We start from the raw sequence: 16,196 nt of genomic DNA, 5'->3' as shown, positions 1-16,196 counted from the left end.
CTACCAGGCGGCTACGCAAATCTCGATCTTCTGACATGTACTCTCATCCCAGCTGTCCACGTGGACAGGTAGCATCAGAGAATCACTCGTTCATTGCTAGGGCGTCCGTAAAGGACCGCATACTTATGATGAATCGCTGTTTTCCGGATTACTTATGACCGTAGCTCGCCCTGAGCACCGCTTGGAGCACCGGGACCGGATGCGCCCAAGCATGTTGATGTGCTCATGCACCAGCGGCGACAGTTGCGCCACGCCCACATGGTTTTCCGCAATTGGTTCAAGGCGGCCTCAATTTAGATGTGTTCAACAACAGAACCATGTTGAACATCAAGCCGAGTGCATCTCGCCAGTCTTCCTGGTTCTCGCGGTAATGCCGGAGCAGTTCACCGCACTTGCGGCGAAGACGGCTCGCGCGATGCTGTGGCGACCTTCCCCACGGTTATGCTGCAGTAACGTCGATACAGGTGAAGTCGGTGAGTTTCTCACCTGGAACGCGTGTCGTTTTCTGAAGACGGCAACACGAAATACCAGAGTCGATTGCACTGGTCGGAACGTTCCGCTTGGATATATCGTCGCTACAGATTATCGAAATATGAGACTTATGCATATGTTGATGAGCATATAATGATCAAAAATGAGATTATTGGATCATGTTGCGTAGTACACTGATTGTCATCCTTTTGGTTTGAACCGTTCCATGTCCACGTCTGACCGCGCCTTCGGTGTCCTCAAACTGTTCACCCTCGAAAAGCCGTCCTGGACCGCAGATGAAATAGCCGGTGCCATGGGCGTTTCGCCTGCAACGGGCTACCGGTTTATTCGCGCGCTTGAAGAGGCGGGGCTAATCGCGCCGACAGGGGCGGGCGTGTACACGCTGGGACCGGCAATCATCCAGCTCGACCGTCAGATCCAGCTGACAGACCCACTACTGGCCGCCGCCGCACCGGTGATGGAAGACCTGCGCAAATATGGACCCGAAGGTTCCGCGGTGTTGCTGTGTCGTTCATTCGGCGAAACGGTTCTGTGCATGCGCCAGGTGTTCACCGCAGGTCCCCAGCCGCTGGTGAGTTACGAGCGGGGCAGGCCGATGCCTCTTTTTGCAGGCGCCACCTCGAAGGTTATCCTCGCTTACCAGCCGGCGCGCTGGCTGCGCACTCTCTATGAAAACCATCGCGATGAGGTGTCAGTGGCGGGTCTTGGAAAGACGCTCGAGGAATTCCGAAATTCGCTTGCCAATATTCGCAAGGCCGGATATGCGATCACATCCGGCGAGATCGATCGTGGGCGCATCGGGATTGCCGCGGCCATCCTGAACCAGGATCGCCGGGCCGTAGGCAGTTTGAGCTATGTCGTGAGCGGCGAGGTCGAGATGCGGGCGTGTCAGCGCCTTGCGACCATCGCGCAGAGCGGCGCGCAGGAAATCGAAGCGACCCTGAACGCGCACGACAAGTCCAGCCCGGGTGAGGAGCGCCTCCCGCCTGACCGTGGCGAGCCAGGTTCGAAGGCAGCTGAACCGTCGACCCGCGCCCTGCTCAGTCAGGATTGACTTCACGCGACGGTTCGCATGACCCCGATTGTCTTGCACGCGCGCTTGCACGCAGCAGACTGTAGATGCATTCCTTCGCGGTCTTTGTCCTTGGCGATTGCCTATGCGACAACCTGACGGTGAACGTCCCGGCCGGCCGGGACACCTCTCGTTTCGCGATTGCCGATCGTGGGCATGCTCACGGCGCTGGACGCCATCCTGTTGCTGGACATTAAGCATTTGTGGTGGGCGGCCGTCGGCGGGCGCTCAGCGAAAGCCCCGATCGGTGGCGTCGCGCGACGTTGTCGTATTACTTGCAGAAGCCACTGCTGCTTTTGACGCTGAAGCGACCCGCGCATTGCGTCAATGCCGCACCGCTATCTCATCACAAACCCGCTCATCCCCGGGGTCAAACGTTGCGGCGCGCAGCAACGCGATGCGTGACGCCGGTCCGTCAGAACGTGTGCCGGATACCGGCCATCACGCCGAGCTGTCCAGTTCCGGCAGCCGGGGTCGTGCCACCTCCGCCTTGACTCACTGTGTAGCGCGCCTTCGCGCTGTTGAATACGTAACCGCTTTGCAGATAGACGGCAGTGCGCTTGGACAACAGGTAGGTCCCCCTCAGGGCGGCCAGTGTGGCCCGGGTGTCCTGGTCCTGGTCGACAGTCCGGTAGAGGCCCCCATCGACGAGCACCGACGGTGTGACAAGGTAGGTACCCGTCAGATAGAAAGTATTGGTTCGCACGTCCGGCACGGTAGGCAGAACCGTTTCGACATGACGGCCCAGCCAGCCGCCACCGACCTTCAGTTGTCCGAGCTTGAAGTAGCCATTGAGCTGCATGCGGACGTCCTTGTCGCCACTACTGGTCAGTGGCAGCGGCGCGACACCGTTGAAAAAATTCGCCGCGGCTCCCGGGCCGCCCCGCTGTTCGTCATAGGAACCGGCGACGCCGAATGCATTGCTGTCGTAGCGTAGCATCGCCGACCATTGGCGGCACGCCTGTGAGTTGCCGGGGATCGATCCCGCGCACGTCCCCTGGCCGGGAGAGTTGCCGGTGCCGGCGGAATCGCGGCCGAATGAATACGTCGCGCCAACCGTCACGCCACTGAACGTGCCTTTATAGGCAATCGTGTTGTCGCTGCGCGCGTTAGGAATATAGGCATCGAGCGAGCCGAGGCCCCCATAGATGTCCGGGCCAAGCGCGTCGGAATCAAGAATCGCCCAGTATGACATGGTGTACTGGCGACCGAAGGTCAACGTGCCATAAGGGCCGGACATTCCGACCCAGGCCTGCCGGCCAAATAGCCGGCCCCCTTGGTTGATATCGCCAGAACGCGTATTAAACCCGTTCTCCAGCGTGAAAATCGCCGCGAGGCCGCCACCCAGGTCCTCAGTTCCATGCATACCCCAGCGCGACGGAACCGACCCGGTAATGCCGGGCATGCGCACCACCCTGTCACCGGCGGCATTGGCGTGCGTGACGAGTTCAATGCCGGTATCCAGAATCCCGTAGAGCGTGACGCTGCTTTGCGCAAAAGCCGAATTACTCATCCCAAGTGCGGCGGCAACCGCAATCGTTCTGTATTTCATCTCTCCAAACCCTGCAATCTGATTTTCTGTTGTCTGAATTGCGCTTTACATGACGTCAGTCATCGTCATGGTTCGGTGGTGTCGAAGAAGTCTCCCGGCATCCATTCAGGAAGCGCCGATGCGGCACGGCTCGACGCGCCGGACCCGGCGCCATTGCGCAACGTGATGCGAGCCTTTAACGCGGGCTCGACGAACACCGCATGACCCTAGGCGCTTGCATGCGTCATACGCGTTCGTGAAGTCCACGATGTAGCGGACCTGCCTGCAGCCACGAGCCGGCCGCTGCGGCAGCAATCAATGCCGCACGCCGCCTCGGGCGTGAACAGGAGCACGTGCGACATGCGCCGCAGGGTTGTTACCGGTACCCGAAGCGTCGGCTGCAGACAATCGCTGTGGCGGCGATCGCGCCAGGTATGACGCCAGCCAGGAAGATCTGCTGCGCGTTCCAGTTGAAGGCCAGCATCAGGCTCCCGGCAATCGGGCCGAGAATCGAGCCAATCCGACCAACGGCCAGTGCGCAGCCAACGCCGGTCCCGCGCATCGAGGTCGGATAGATCTCGGCGGCCAACGAATTGAGACCCGCCTGGGCGCCCTGAACCGCAATCCCGGCGAGTCCAGTCGCGACGAGAATGCCGGCGACGCCCAGCGGCTGCGTGGCGAGGACAACCACGAAGCCGATGTAGAAAACAAACTCCAGGAACAGCACCCGGATCAGGCCCAACCTGTCCATGAGCCGTCCCTGAATGAGAGAGCCGACCACACCACCCAGGCTGAACCCGGTGATCGCCTGAATCCCCAGCGTGATGGAACTGCCGGTCCGAACCATCACCGCAGGCAGCCAGCTGATGATGAAATACAGCACCAGCAGGTTCATGAAATACGGAATCCACAGCAGGATCGTGCGCGCCGCACGCCCTTCCGTGAACAGGTGCCTGAGCGGAACCCCGCTATGCTGGACCTCACCGCTAATGAATTCGATGTCGCGCTGCGCGAGCTCCGGCGCAATCCGGAACATGATCTTCCGCGCCCGTGCGCGTCCGCTCGAAAGCGTCGTCAGGTAGCGAACAGACTCGGGCATCCAGATGGCGACCGCGAGTGCGACGGCAACGGGCAACGCACCGCCAACGTAGAAGACCGAGTGCCATCCATAGCGCGGCAGCAGTGCGGCACTGACCAGGCCGCCGACCACCGCGCCCGCCGGCATGCCGCTAAACAGGACCGTCACGCAAACCCGGGAAAGCCGGCGTGGTGAGAATTCCGAGGCCAGCGCCACCACGTTGGGCATCGCGCCACCGAGGCCGAGCCCGGTCAGAAAGCGCATGACCAGCAGTTGGGGCAGCGTGTGGGCGAACGCGGTAGCGAAAGCGAACACCCCGAAGGCGAGCGTAGCGAGCACCAGCATTTTTTTTCTGCCAAAGCGATCCGCGAGGGGGCCGAGGGTGATCGCACCGATCATGAGGCCGACGAGGCCCGCCGTGAACACGGAGCCGAAGCCTGGCAAGGGAAGCGCCAGGCTTCTGGCGATCGCAGGGGCCAGAAAGCCGATCGCCTGGGTATCGAAACCGTCGAGTACCGCGACAAATATGCACAGGACCACGGTCATCACTTGAAGACGACTGAGCGGCCGTGCGTCGATGACGTCTCCAACCGCCACGGCTGTCCCGTGCACCCCCGAAGAACCGTTGTCAGCGTGGGTGCCGTTCAGGGCGGGGCCACCGGGCCACGGGGCGCCGGGGGCAACGGACGGTGAAAGAAAATCGTTAGCCACTTTGTGTCTCCATCCAGTCTGGGTGCATGTTGGAAGGCGCGCCGGCTACCGGACTGAATTCCGTCGTCGGTCACGTAACTTACTTTTATCCAAATACGCCATTTACGCACCTATCGTTAACGCCTAATTATCGAAATATGAGAATTGCGTTTGACGAAATTTGTAAATCGACTATGCTATGGAGGCACCCACCACTTTCAGGAGATACGACATGAAGCTCGTGAGCTTTCGGCATGCGGAACAGGACTCATTTGGCGTCGCGACCGACAACGGTCTCATCGATCTGGGCCCGTTTTCGTCCGACGTTGGCTCGACGCTGAAGGAGGCGCTGGCTCGCAACACGCTGGGCGCCATCAGTGCAATCGCTCGCGCCGCGGATGGCCGCCTTGAGTGGAGTGAAGTCGAACTGTTGCCGGTCATCCCGGACCCGCAGAAGATCCTGTGCGTGGGTATCAACTATCTGTCGCACGTGAAGGAAACCGGCCGCGAGGTTCCAACGAAGCCGATGTTCTTCACACGCTTTGCCGACTCCCAGACGGCCCATGACGGTCCGATCGTGCGGCCTCTGGCGTCGGAAAAACTCGACTTCGAAGGCGAACTCGCAGTCGTCATCGGCCGTACGGCGCGGCACGTCAAGGCGGCTGACGCCTTCGGCTACGTCGCCGGGTACTCCTGCTACAACGACGGCAGCGTGCGCGACTGGCAGAAACATACGATCCAGTTCATCCCGGGAAAAAACTTCCCGTCGACTGGCGGCTTCGGCCCCTGGCTGGTCACACCGGACGAACTGGGCGATCCGTCGCAGCTTTCCCTGACGACCCGTCTGAACGGCGAGGTCGTCCAGCAGGCCACCACCGACGACCTGATTTTTGATATCCCGACCCTGATCGAGTACTGCTCGACCTTCACCGAACTGCATGCGGGCGACGTGATCATCACGGGTACGACCGGCGGCGTCGGCGCCTTCCGTCAGCCGCCACTCTGGATGAAGGCGGGTGATGTGGTTGAGGTCGAGATCTCGAAGATCGGCATTCTGCGCAACGTCGTGGTCGACGAAACGCATGGCTCGCGCGATTGATCGGGCGGCCAGTTGAGTAGCAATGGCAAAAGTGCGTCAGCAGACAGGAGACAGTGCAATGAGCGCGAATAACCTCGACACCATCGAAACCGGTGTCCTCATCGTGGGCGGCGGCCCAACCGGGCTGACTCTCGCCAACGTCCTGGGTCACAGCGATGTGCCCTTCATGTTGATCGATCTGAAGCCATCGACGATAGGCGAGCCCCGCGCTGTCTCCATCGACGACGAATCGTTGCGCACCATGCAGGCGGTCGGACTGGCCGACCCCGTGATGCGGGATGTCGTGCCCGGGTATGGCGTTCACTACCTGAGTCGCGCAGGGGGAAGCTGCTTTGGCAAGGTTGAGCCGACTGCCAGCGAATATGGCTTTCCGCGTCGCAACGCGTTCCGTCAGCCGCTGTTTGAGGCCACCCTCCGGCGCGGCCTCGACCGGTTCACCTGCGGAGCCACGTTATTCGGGCACACGCTCGAATCGTTCGAGCAGGACGGTGAAGGCGTCATCGCAGTAGTGTCACGTACCGACGGTTCCCGGTTCGCGGTCAAAGCGAGCTTCCTGGTGGCCTGCGACGGCGGTCGAAGCCCGGTGCGCGAGAAGCTCGGCGTCAAGCTCGTCGGCTCGACCTTCAAGTCCCGGTGGCTGGTCATCGACACCGAGAAGGATACCGATCCGTTCTCGCAGATGCGCGTCTATTGCGATCCCAAACGAGCCATCGTCGATGTTCCGGGCCCTCACAATACCCGGCGCTACGAGATTCTCATTCACCCGGGAGAGTCATCCGAAGATGCGCTGAAGGAAGAACGCATTGCGCAATGGCTGCGCCCGCTGCGCGGCGACGCGCCGATGGATCTGATCCGGAAAACGGTCTACACCTTCCACGCCCGCGTGGCCGAACGCTGGCAGATCGGCCGGATATTCCTGGCCGGAGACGCTGCGCATCTGACGCCGCCGTACGCGGGTCAGGGCATGAATAGCGGCGTGAGAGATGCCCATAACCTCGGCTGGAAACTGACTGCTGTGCTGAAGGGCCGATTGCCGGCAACGATCCTCTCGTCGTACGAAGAAGAGCGGCGCAAGCATGCCTGGGCGTTGATTCGGCTGGCGCTGAATCTGGGCATCGTCATGGCACCAGGATCGCAGTTCAGTGCGACGGCCTTCCAGTCGTTTTTCCGTTTGACCCGATTCATCCCGCCGGTGCGCGACTTCTTCATGCAGATGAAGTTCAAGCCGAAGCCGCGCTTCGAGTCGGGCCTCCTTGGCCCTCGAGAACGTAGCGGTCGTGGCAGCCCACGTGGACGGATGCTTCCGCAGCCTTCTGTCCTGGCACGAGTCAGCGTCGAGGGTGCAACTGCCTTAACCGGCGTCGAGGTGGTCGAATCGAAGCTGGACGACGTAATCGGTCACCGTTTTGCACTGGTTCAGTATGGCAATGGGCCCGACAGCGACTTCGAGGCGCTCAACCATCCGCTGTGGGATCTACTGGATGTGGCGCGCGTACGCGTACTGCCGGCGGGTTCAACGCTTCCTGCACGCACCGCGTCGCCGAAGGTCGTTTATGTAGTGGACACATCGGACGTTTTACCGGCCTGGCTCGGACGGCACGCGAAGGAAGTTCTCGTGGTGCGACCCGACCGGTATGTCGCCGGCACGTTCGCGCCACGTGCGGAAAAGACTTTTGCCGATGCCTACGCGTCAACGCTCGGCGTCGGGTCTGGAAAGGTATCCGCACCGGTCCGAACAAAACCTGCGATTGCGGCCACATCGGCCGTTCGCGCCTAACGCCCGCGCGCTGCGCCCTCAGGACATGGAGCCTTTAAACATGAATACCCTGCAACAATGTACCCCCGCGCGGCTTCACCATCTGCAGATCGTCAGCGAGAGGCCCGAGACCATGGTTGAATTCTATCAGCGCATGCTTGACCTGCGTATCGTGGAAATGCGCGCCGACAGCACGGTTCTCGCCGGCCCGGCCCGTGCGATGATCATCAGACGCAGTGGTGGTGGCAGCGAGCCGCACTACGGGTACGCAATGACAGATGCGAGCGCGCTTGAAGCATTGAAGCAGCAACTGTCCGGCCACGACCTGTCCTATGAAATGATCAACGATCCGCTGTTCGCATCCGGCGCCATCGTGATCACCGATCCTCAAGGACGGCGCCTCGCGTTCGGCGTGCCGGTGCAGTCCGACGATTACACGGGCCCGCCGGCACGTCTGCAGCACACGGTGTTCCAGACGACCGACCTGGATAACGTGGTGCGCTTCTACGTCGAAAAAGTGGGATTCACGATCTCCGACGAGGTGATCGACGCGGACGGCACCATCATGGTCGTATTCATGCGGTCCGACGGTGAGCACCACACGCTGGCGTTCTTTCGTGGCAGCAGTAACGAATGGGACCATCACTGCTACGAAACCAGTGAATGGAACGACATCCGCGACTGGGGCGACCGCTTTGCGGCGGCCGAAGTCCCGATATTTTTTGGACCCGGCCGCCACGGTCCCGGCAATAACCTCTTCTTCATGGTGACCGACCCGGACGGCAACCGGCTGGAGTTTTCTGCCGAGCTTGAGCGCGTCCCGGCAGACAAGCCTCCCGGCGTCTGGCCGCAGAGCGAACGCACATTGAATTCCTGGGGGCGTGCCTGGATTCGATCCTGAGCATGGCCGCTCGCGACCGGCGGCAGTGTCACCGGCGCTGCTGGCCGGCTGACGATCGAAAGACGGCCAAAAAATCGGCGCGGTCGCGAAAGCGTCAGGCGTACGCTGGTTTTTCGGCCGCTGACGGGATCGCCAGCTTCCCGCACAACGGGACGGAGATGAGGAATGACCCGGTGCACAACAACCGAGCTCCATCGCGCATCTCAGGAAGCGACTGACCCTACGCAGATTCCCCCACCTGCGGCGAACACTCACGCACCCCCGTCTTCCGCTCGTATTGCGCCTCAAACCGCAAGCGCGCATTAGACGACGTCCCGTATGCGACCAAACGCGATATGCGTCAGGCCGCGTGTGGATTCAATTGCCAGGCAGCAGAGCCTCGTAGTTGTCGGCCGTGTGCGCATGCGGCAGACCTTTGAACAGTGCGATGAGGTACTTGTACGGGGCGATGTTGTTCGCTTTGCAGGTCTGCACGAGCGAATACAGGGTGGCGGCGGCGTTTGCACTGGCGACTGTGTCACTGAAGAGCCAGTTGCGGCCGTTAGAGAAGCATTTCCATAACAGAGCGAACTGGCTGTCCGCTGGTTCAGTGCGAGCGGGACAACGTCCCGCCGCAGTCATGAGCCTGATTCGTATCGCGCAGCTCAACGGTCACGACTCGTACGTCTATCTGAAAGACGTCCTTACCCGATTGCCAACTCACCGGGGCCGACGCAAGGCCGGTTCTTCAACGAGCTTGACTATCCGCTTTCGAGGGTTCTCCTCGCATTCATGGAGACCGGAAACCTGTCGAACGCGGCCGAGGCGTTGAAGGTGAGCACGGTCAGCGTGCACCGGGCGCTGCATTCGCTCGAACAAGGGGGACGCTGTGCGCTATTGCGGCACGAAGGCCGCAACCTCAAGACGACGGAAGCGGCGCAAATGCTCGCTGATGTCGCGCAGGACGTGCTCACGCTGATGTCCGAAGGCGTTCGCGCCACGTGCAAGGCCGCAGGCTACTCGTCGGACCGCCTGAAGGTTGGTTCGCTGTACTCGCTGATCATCAAGACCGTACCCGGCATCGTCATCGATCTCAAGGTGCGCCGGCCGACACGTCAGGTCGAACTCGTGCGCGGTTCGAATGCCGAGCCGCTCGACAAGCTTAAGCAAGGCGCGGTCGATGCGGCCCTGATGGCCGTGCCGGAGACCGAACCCGAAGTCGAGGCGCGGCCTCTTTTCGAAGACGACATCTTTTTCGCCGCACCCGCCGATTCGCCGTACGCGAAACTTGAAGCGGCCGATTCGCGTGACTGCCGCGACTAGCTTGCGTATTCCACGCAAAGAGAACAGCCATTCCACGGCAAAGTGAATCGTGATTCCACGACAAAGCGAACATGGATTCCACGCCATCGCGAACAAGCGGAGCGCAGCGACGCGGGACCTTGCCTTTTTACTCGGACTGCGGCTTCGCAGTCAATCGACTGCGCGTCTTGCGCAGCGATTCGCCGGCGAGCGTGATGCGATGAGCGTTGTGTACGAGCCGGTCGAGGATTGCGTCCGCGACGGTGGGTTCGCCGATCGCCTCGTGCCAGTGGTCCACGGGAATCTGGCTGGTCGCCAGTGTGGATCGGTGTCCGTGCCGGTCATCGAGAACCTCCAGTAGGTCGCGTCGCGCCGAATCCGTCAGCGGCGCCATCGCCAGATCGTCCAGAATGACGAGATCCGTCTTGGCCAGTTGCGCAAGCCACCGAGCGTAGCGGCCGCTGCCGTGCGCGATCGCCAGTTCCTCGTTGAGCTTCGGCACGCGCAGATAGCAGGCGGAGAATCCCTGGCGGCACGCCTGAATGGCGAAGGCACAACCCAGCCAACTCTTGCCGAGTCCGGTTGGCGCGACCAGGATCAGGTTCTGCCGCTCCCGAATCCACTCACAGGTCAGCAGACGGGCGGTGAGCGCCCGATCCAGCCCGCGGGCGGTGCGATAGTCGATGTCCTCGGGCGACGCGTCGGGGATCTTCAGTCTGGCCCGGCGCAGCCGGGCCGTTGTTTGTCGCGAGTCACGCTCGCTGGCTTCGCGCTCGACCAGCAGCCCCAGACGTTCTTCAAAGCCCAGCCGGTCGATGCCGTCCTGGCTCTGTTGCTCGGCAAGCGCCGCGGCCATGCCAGGCAGGCGCAGCGCGTGCAGTTTGTCGACAGTGGGATGTTGCAGCATAACGACTCCCTTTCAATGGTAGTAAGACGGCCCGCGCACGTTGGCGTGCATGAGTGGCAGGTCAGCCTGGGCGGCAGCCGCTTCGGGCTCCCGGTCCAGGCCGTTCTTCAGCGTCGAGGCAATGAACTTGTAGTTCGGCGCTTTCAGATCGATGGCGCGGCGGCAGGCGGCTTCGAGCCGGTCGCGCCCGTAGTCTTTGCCCATGCGCAGCACGCCCAGGCAGGTTCGATAGGATTGCTGCGGGTGCTTGCGGGCACCCAGCAGGTGCTGGATGACGGCCGCCGTATGCGGACCGATGTCGGCGGCCCAGTTGCGCAGCCGCTGCGGATCCCAGCCTTTCGCGACAGCCAGATGCTCGGGTGGCATGTGCGCGTCGATCGTGGTGTGGTAGCGAGGGCGAGCGCTTTTGCCGTGGGCGGCAATGCGTTGGCCACGATGGAAGATTTCGACGGTGTTGGCCGTGTGACGCATGTCGACCTGTTCGCGTGCGTAGCGGTACGGCACCGAGTAGTAGTGCTGATCGAGCTCAACGTGATAGTCCGGGCCGACGCGTGCGACCTTCCATTCCGCGTACTGATACGGCCGCTCGGGCAATGGCCTGAGTGCCGGGCGATCGATCTCGTCGAAGACGCTACGGCGGCAGCCAGGCAACTTTTTGAAGGGCCGGTTGTTCAGGTCGGTCAGCAATGCGGCGATGGCGCGGTTGGCCTCGTCCAGGTTGAAGAAGCGCTGATTGCGCAGGCGGGCAAGAACCCATCTCTGCACCAGGAGGACCGATAGCTCTGCTTTCGGCTTGTCCCTCGGTTTTTTACTGCGAGCCGGGATCACAGCCACGGAGTAATGCGAGGCCATCTCCTGATAGGTCGGATTGATGTCGGGGTCGTAGAATCCGGGCTTGTGCACACCCGATTTCAAATTGTCGGGCACCAGGATCTCGACCAGGCCATCATAGAACGCGAAGGCGCGCACGTGCGAGCCGATCCAGTCGGGCAACTGCTGGGTCCACGTGAGTTCCGCGAAGGTGAGGCCGGACACGCCGAGCGCGGCGACGAACAGCTCGGCCTCGCGGATTTCACCGGTGCCCGGATTGATGATGCCGAGCTTCTTGCCCGAGTAGTCGACGAACAGCTTCTGGCCCGGCACATGCGTTTGCCGCATCGTGACCGGAAGCCGCTGCGCCCACTCCTGGTAAGCCTTACAGAACCAGCTGTAGCCGCAGCCGTCCGGATGCTGCGCCTTATATTCCTGCCACAGCAGATCGAGCGTGACGCCTTTCCTGCCGATCTCGCGATGCACCGTCGGCCAGTCCGGCATGCCGCGGGTTGGCTCGCGCCGTGCCGGCGGCGGATACAGCCTAGCCTCGAGCGCCGCGTCATCCGTCAGCAGTTCCGGCGGCAGCGGCCAGCCCAGGCCCGCCAGCCGCGTGCGGCGCAGGTAATGCCACACCGTCGTTGTCGAGGCGCCGACCGCATCGGCGATCTCCCTCTGGTTGCGGTTGCACTCGAAATGTAGCCGCAGCACTTCCCTGATTTTGCGCATGGTCAACCTGACATTTGCCATTCGGCACCCCCGACAAAATTGTCGAGCGTGCCACTGTTGACCCGCGTCGCCGCCACCTCGAAATCCTGTTCGCGATGGCGTGGAAACCTTGTTCTTTTTGCCGTGGAATCGGCATTCACTTTGCCGTGGAATTCGTGTTCTTTTTGCCGTGGAATCTCTGTTCACTTTGGCGTGGAATATTCAACTAGCTCACTTTATTTTTCGCCGCCTTCAAGAAAGGCCGCAGTGTGGTCGATAAACGCCCTCACTTTTGCGGGTAGCAGGGCACGTCTGCTGTATGCGAGGCGGACCTCGGCCGCCGTATCCGCGATTTCAAACCCTTCCAGCAGGCGGACAAGCCTTCCGGCCTTTATGTCTTGTTCAACAAAGGTTGCTGGCAGGACGCCAATACCTAATCCCTCGAGTAAAACGTCACGATTGAAAACGGGGTTGTTTGACGTGATCTCGTAGTTGATCGGGACGGCGACATTCTCCTGCTCCATTCGAAACGTAACAAATGGCTTGTGCATTGAAGGAGGCACAGTGACGAACATATGGTCCGCCAGGTCAAGTGGATGCCGGGGCCGAGATCGCGTTCTCAGGTAAGTCTCCGTTGTGACGATAACCAAAGGTAAGCGTTGGAGAAGCCGGGTCACAGCCAGATCCGTCGCGAGCATGAAAGGCAGTACGATACCGAGATCGTAACCGTCGGCCGTCAGGTCGACTGGCCGCTCAGTCAGCGTGACATCCAGCGTGATCTTCGGATGCTCGCGTTTGAAGGATGAAATCAGTGGTGCAAGCCATGTCAGCGTGGCAGTCGTGTGCGCGACCAGCCGAAGTACGCCGGCTGGCACTCGCCCATGGTTCGCCACATCGGCTTCCAGATTGTCGAGATCGTCAAGGATGCGGCAGCACCCGTCGTAAAAGCGCTCCGCAACTTCAGTCAGCGAAAACTGACGGGTGGAGCGATGGAAAAGACGGGAGCTAAGGCGCTCTTCCAAAGATGCTATCGCGCGGGAGACGACCGATGGCGATAGGCTCATAATCTCCCCGGCTCGCCTGAAGTTTTTAACTTCAACGATAGTGCGAAAAAGGCGCAAGCTTTCGATATATTCCATTTGGAACGTCCTATCCGACGTTATGACCGCAGGCGCCAGACGTCACAAAACGTTGGTCCCATAGGCGGCCCCGGCGCGACCGCGGTGTGCATCGCTGCAGGCAGCACCGCAGCCTGGTCCGGGTTGACTGGCGGTTACCGCGACCGACCAGTTGCGTGGGGGTAGCCTGTGCGGACGGACCCATCGAAAGAAGGGGCTCGCGCGCCGGGGGCAGACGCAAACACCCCACACATGCTGTCAGCCGAGGCTGGAGGCCATACCCCTTGCGAACGTGTATTCATTGCGAGAGGGGTAATGTCTCAGTGCGTCCGCTGGCTGCTTCCGACCAGGCGCTCCAGCTCGAGCAGCGCCTCGCCGAGTGCGTCGATAGCGCCATTGGCTGTCGAGGCTGTCGCAGCACTGCGCAATGCGTGCTGTACGATTTCGTGAACGGCATGAGGTTTCGGTTGCCCGGCTTGGGGTCTGGATTGCTGCGCCATAGGAAATCCTGCGTAAAATTTTAACCTGCGTCCCACTTGTCAAAGGGGTGAGCAAAAACACGATACGATCGACGGACGTCTCCCACAGACACCGGTGAGCGCGAAGGCTCCTCACATGGACCGCCCGCAGAAAGAGGCACTAACGTGAGCAACAGAAAAAAATCCGCTACGAACGGTGTTCTGTCCGCCGGAGCTCAAGTGTCAGGCATCGCTGACATTAAACACATAACTGATGATAATGTCAACTAACGCGCGAAAAGCGCGTGAAATCCGGTCAAACGAGGGGTGTCCCGACCGTAAACATGCACGCTTCATACAGCAGCTGCGGAAGCTGCGAAGCCGAAAGCGTGGCCATTTTTCTGAACATCCGCGCATTGCAGCGGTTGTGAAAAGGTAATCTGGCAACGGGGAATAGGCATCCTGACGCGAGCCCGCGCCGCGGCGGCCTCCTGATTGCTCACACGCCCGTTGGCGCGTGGAACCGTCGGAATATGCTTCAGACGGAGCAATCCTTCAGTCGGCTATCATGCAGTGCATAAATCATTATTGACCATATTCGCTAAAATGATGATAGTATCAAGTATGGCACGGATCCGTCACGGTCCACCGTATTCGCCGGTGCGACCGTTGATCAGGGGCCCAGTGTTGTAGCGGTGCCTGCGCCACCCCTTGGGCTTATTGCTCCGAACACACGTCCGGGCTGTCTTGCGCGTACGCTTATGGGGCGCTGCCCGATGCCGCAACGCTTTCGCGATCTGATGCACGAGCATCGAGTCGGTTCGTCGACCCTATCGGTCAACTCACCTGGCAGCTGGACGACTGTCTGTCTCAAGCCAGGAGGTAAGAGAACCGCTACCCCGTGAGGGCACAGGCGTCGTTGGGTGACGATGATCTCAAAGGAGCGCGAAGCTGGTCGATAAATGGGTTCCGACATCCGCTGCGGGAGAGCCGGGGACGGCGATGCGGTGCTTGGCGTTTGATGGTTTGCGTTCCCTCTAACGAACCGGACCGATCTCCGCCGGATAGTTCGGAATCTCCCACACCCCGGTGCGAGAGCACTCGATTTTTCACCACACCTTGCGCTTATGAATTTGCACAATCGACAAGCCCTGTCATGGGGCGCTGTATTCCTGACGGTCGCCGTCCTGCTATGGATCTTGCGCCCCGTCCTCGCGCCATTCCTGCTTGGTGGGCTGATCGCATATGTTCTGCAGCCGGGGGTGGAGTGGCTGGTTCGTCATCGCACGCCACGCGGGCTCGCGGCGCTGGGGATGATGTTGCTGTTCGGATTGGTGGCTGCGCTGCTCGTTCTGCTCGTGTTTGCCGTGGTCCAGAAGGAGGGACCTGAACTCGTCGGGCAGATTCCGTCCCTGGTAGCGACGCTCAACGTGTGGTTGCAACCCAAACTGGCTTTCCTGGGCCTGAGCTACTCGCTCGATCTGGGCAATGTCCGCGACACGGTGGCGGTGAATCTCAAAGCGAGCGAACAGACAGTCGCATTGGCTGTGTGGCAGTCCCTGCGCGCGAGCGGCAACCTGATGATCACTGTCGTCGGCAACGTCGTGCTGGTGCCGCTCGTGCTGTTCTATCTGCTCTATGACCGGCACGAGGCGTTCGCTCGCCTGGAAAGCTTTGTCCCGCGACGCTGGCTGGGCAAAACGCGGGAGTTCATGACAGAGATAGACCAGATGCTGTCGCAATACTTGCGTGGCCAGCTACTCGTGATGGGAGTGCTCGCCGCGTTCTATCCGATAGCACTGACCATCGCGGGCTTCGAAATCGCGCTACCCGTCGGTCTCTTTACCGGGCTTGCGGTGTTCGTTCCCTACGTCGGATTTGCGACCGGGCTGACGCTTGCGCTTCTAGCCGCTCTGCTGCAGTTCGGTAGCTGGTATGGCGTCGGCGCGGTGGTCGTGGTGTACAGCATCGGCCAGATTCTCGAAAGCTTCATTCTCACGCCACGCCTCGTTGGCGAGCGCATCGGCCTGCATCCGCTCGCGGTGATTTTCGCCTTGCTGGCGTTCGGCCAGCTCTTCGGATTCTTTGGCGTGCTACTCGCGCTCCCGGCCAGCGCGATCCTGGCGGCGGGTCTGCGCGAACTGCGTCGCCGTTATCTCGCGAGTGCGCTTTATGGAAGCTGACTGATGTTTGCCGCGACACAGGATCCGGTCCAACGCTGGCAGAACCAGCGCTAGGAGAACGCATACAAAAGCCTTATTCGAGCGCATGCAATGCTCGAACACGCAGGCTGCG

General features: G+C 61.0%; 11 protein-coding genes and 3 pseudogenes. 7 read left to right on the top strand and 7 right to left on the bottom strand.

All coding sequences use genetic code 11. The features are described 5' to 3' along the window. The first annotated feature begins 697 nt into the window (after positions 1-697). Positions 698-1,546, top strand: a complete 849-nt coding sequence (locus FVF58_RS43320) for an IclR family transcriptional regulator (RefSeq protein WP_149675759.1) — start codon at positions 698-700, stop codon at positions 1,544-1,546. 433 nt (positions 1,547-1,979) lie between these two features. On the opposite strand, the gene FVF58_RS43315 is transcribed toward FVF58_RS43320, so the two are convergent. Both FVF58_RS43315 and FVF58_RS43310 read right to left on the bottom strand, forming a co-directional pair. Beyond that, positions 1,980-3,116 (bottom strand): porin, encoded by a 1,137-nt coding sequence (locus FVF58_RS43315; RefSeq protein ID WP_149675758.1) that lies wholly within the window; start codon positions 3,114-3,116, stop codon positions 1,980-1,982. Between the two features lie 355 nt (positions 3,117-3,471). Then, positions 3,472-4,884, bottom strand: a complete 1,413-nt coding sequence (locus FVF58_RS43310) for an MFS transporter (RefSeq protein ID WP_246217466.1) — start codon at positions 4,882-4,884, stop codon at positions 3,472-3,474. 211 nt (positions 4,885-5,095) lie between these two features. Between FVF58_RS43310 and FVF58_RS43305 the strand changes: the two genes are divergently transcribed. From FVF58_RS43305 to FVF58_RS43295, 3 genes are read left to right on the top strand one after another with little or no spacing between them, the layout of a single operon-like run. Continuing rightward, a complete protein-coding gene (locus FVF58_RS43305) occupies positions 5,096-5,962 on the top strand; it encodes a fumarylacetoacetate hydrolase family protein (protein WP_149675757.1) in 867 nt (288 codons plus the stop codon). A gap of 58 nt (positions 5,963-6,020) precedes the next feature. Then, on the top strand, positions 6,021-7,739 hold the full coding sequence (locus FVF58_RS43300) for a bifunctional 3-(3-hydroxy-phenyl)propionate/3-hydroxycinnamic acid hydroxylase (RefSeq protein ID WP_149675756.1): 1,719 nt from the start codon (positions 6,021-6,023) through the stop codon (positions 7,737-7,739). Between the two features lie 40 nt (positions 7,740-7,779). Further along, positions 7,780-8,619: a VOC family protein gene (locus FVF58_RS43295; RefSeq protein WP_149675755.1), complete on the top strand. Its 840-nt coding sequence runs from the start codon at positions 7,780-7,782 to the stop codon at positions 8,617-8,619. Positions 8,620-8,976: 357 nt separating this feature from the next. Here the strand turns inward: FVF58_RS43295 and FVF58_RS43290 are convergent. Then, a pseudogene (locus tag FVF58_RS43290) lies at positions 8,977-9,156 on the bottom strand (transposase domain-containing protein); the annotation flags it as partial. Between FVF58_RS43290 and FVF58_RS53620 the strand changes: the two are divergent. Continuing rightward, positions 9,143-9,430, top strand: a pseudogene (locus FVF58_RS53620) (transposase domain-containing protein); the annotation flags it as partial. The pseudogenes FVF58_RS43290 and FVF58_RS53620 overlap by 14 nt on opposite strands. After that, positions 9,391-9,918, top strand: a pseudogene (locus FVF58_RS43280) (LysR family transcriptional regulator); the annotation flags it as partial. The pseudogenes FVF58_RS53620 and FVF58_RS43280, both read left to right, overlap by 40 nt. 130 nt (positions 9,919-10,048) lie before the next feature. Here the strand turns inward: FVF58_RS43280 and istB are convergent. From istB to FVF58_RS43260, 4 genes are all read right to left on the bottom strand, one after another. Beyond that, positions 10,049-10,807: an IS21-like element helper ATPase IstB gene (istB, locus tag FVF58_RS43275; protein WP_149675754.1), complete on the bottom strand. Its 759-nt coding sequence runs from the start codon at positions 10,805-10,807 to the stop codon at positions 10,049-10,051. A 12-nt stretch (positions 10,808-10,819) separates the two neighbouring features. Next, a complete protein-coding gene (istA, locus tag FVF58_RS43270) occupies positions 10,820-12,367 on the bottom strand; it encodes an IS21 family transposase (protein ID WP_149675753.1) in 1,548 nt (515 codons plus the stop codon). Between the two features lie 194 nt (positions 12,368-12,561). Then, complete coding sequence (locus tag FVF58_RS43265; RefSeq protein WP_149675752.1) at positions 12,562-13,464, bottom strand: LysR family transcriptional regulator; 903 nt, start codon at positions 13,462-13,464, stop codon at positions 12,562-12,564. Positions 13,465-13,763: 299 nt separating this feature from the next. Then, a complete protein-coding gene (locus FVF58_RS43260) occupies positions 13,764-13,943 on the bottom strand; it encodes a hypothetical protein (RefSeq protein ID WP_149675751.1) in 180 nt (59 codons plus the stop codon). A gap of 1,085 nt (positions 13,944-15,028) precedes the next feature. On the opposite strand from FVF58_RS43260, the gene FVF58_RS43255 reads away from it, so the two are divergent. Beyond that, positions 15,029-16,084, top strand: coding sequence for an AI-2E family transporter (locus FVF58_RS43255; protein WP_149675750.1), 1,056 nt, complete (start codon positions 15,029-15,031; stop codon positions 16,082-16,084). Positions 16,085-16,196 lie beyond the last annotated feature (112 nt).

The sequence above is a fragment of the Paraburkholderia panacisoli genome, assembly GCF_008369935.1.
Classification (GTDB): Bacteria; Pseudomonadota; Gammaproteobacteria; order Burkholderiales; family Burkholderiaceae; genus Paraburkholderia; species Paraburkholderia panacisoli.
The sequence above is the reverse complement of the archived record's forward strand: the minus strand, read 5'-3'. Positions and strand labels throughout refer to the sequence as shown.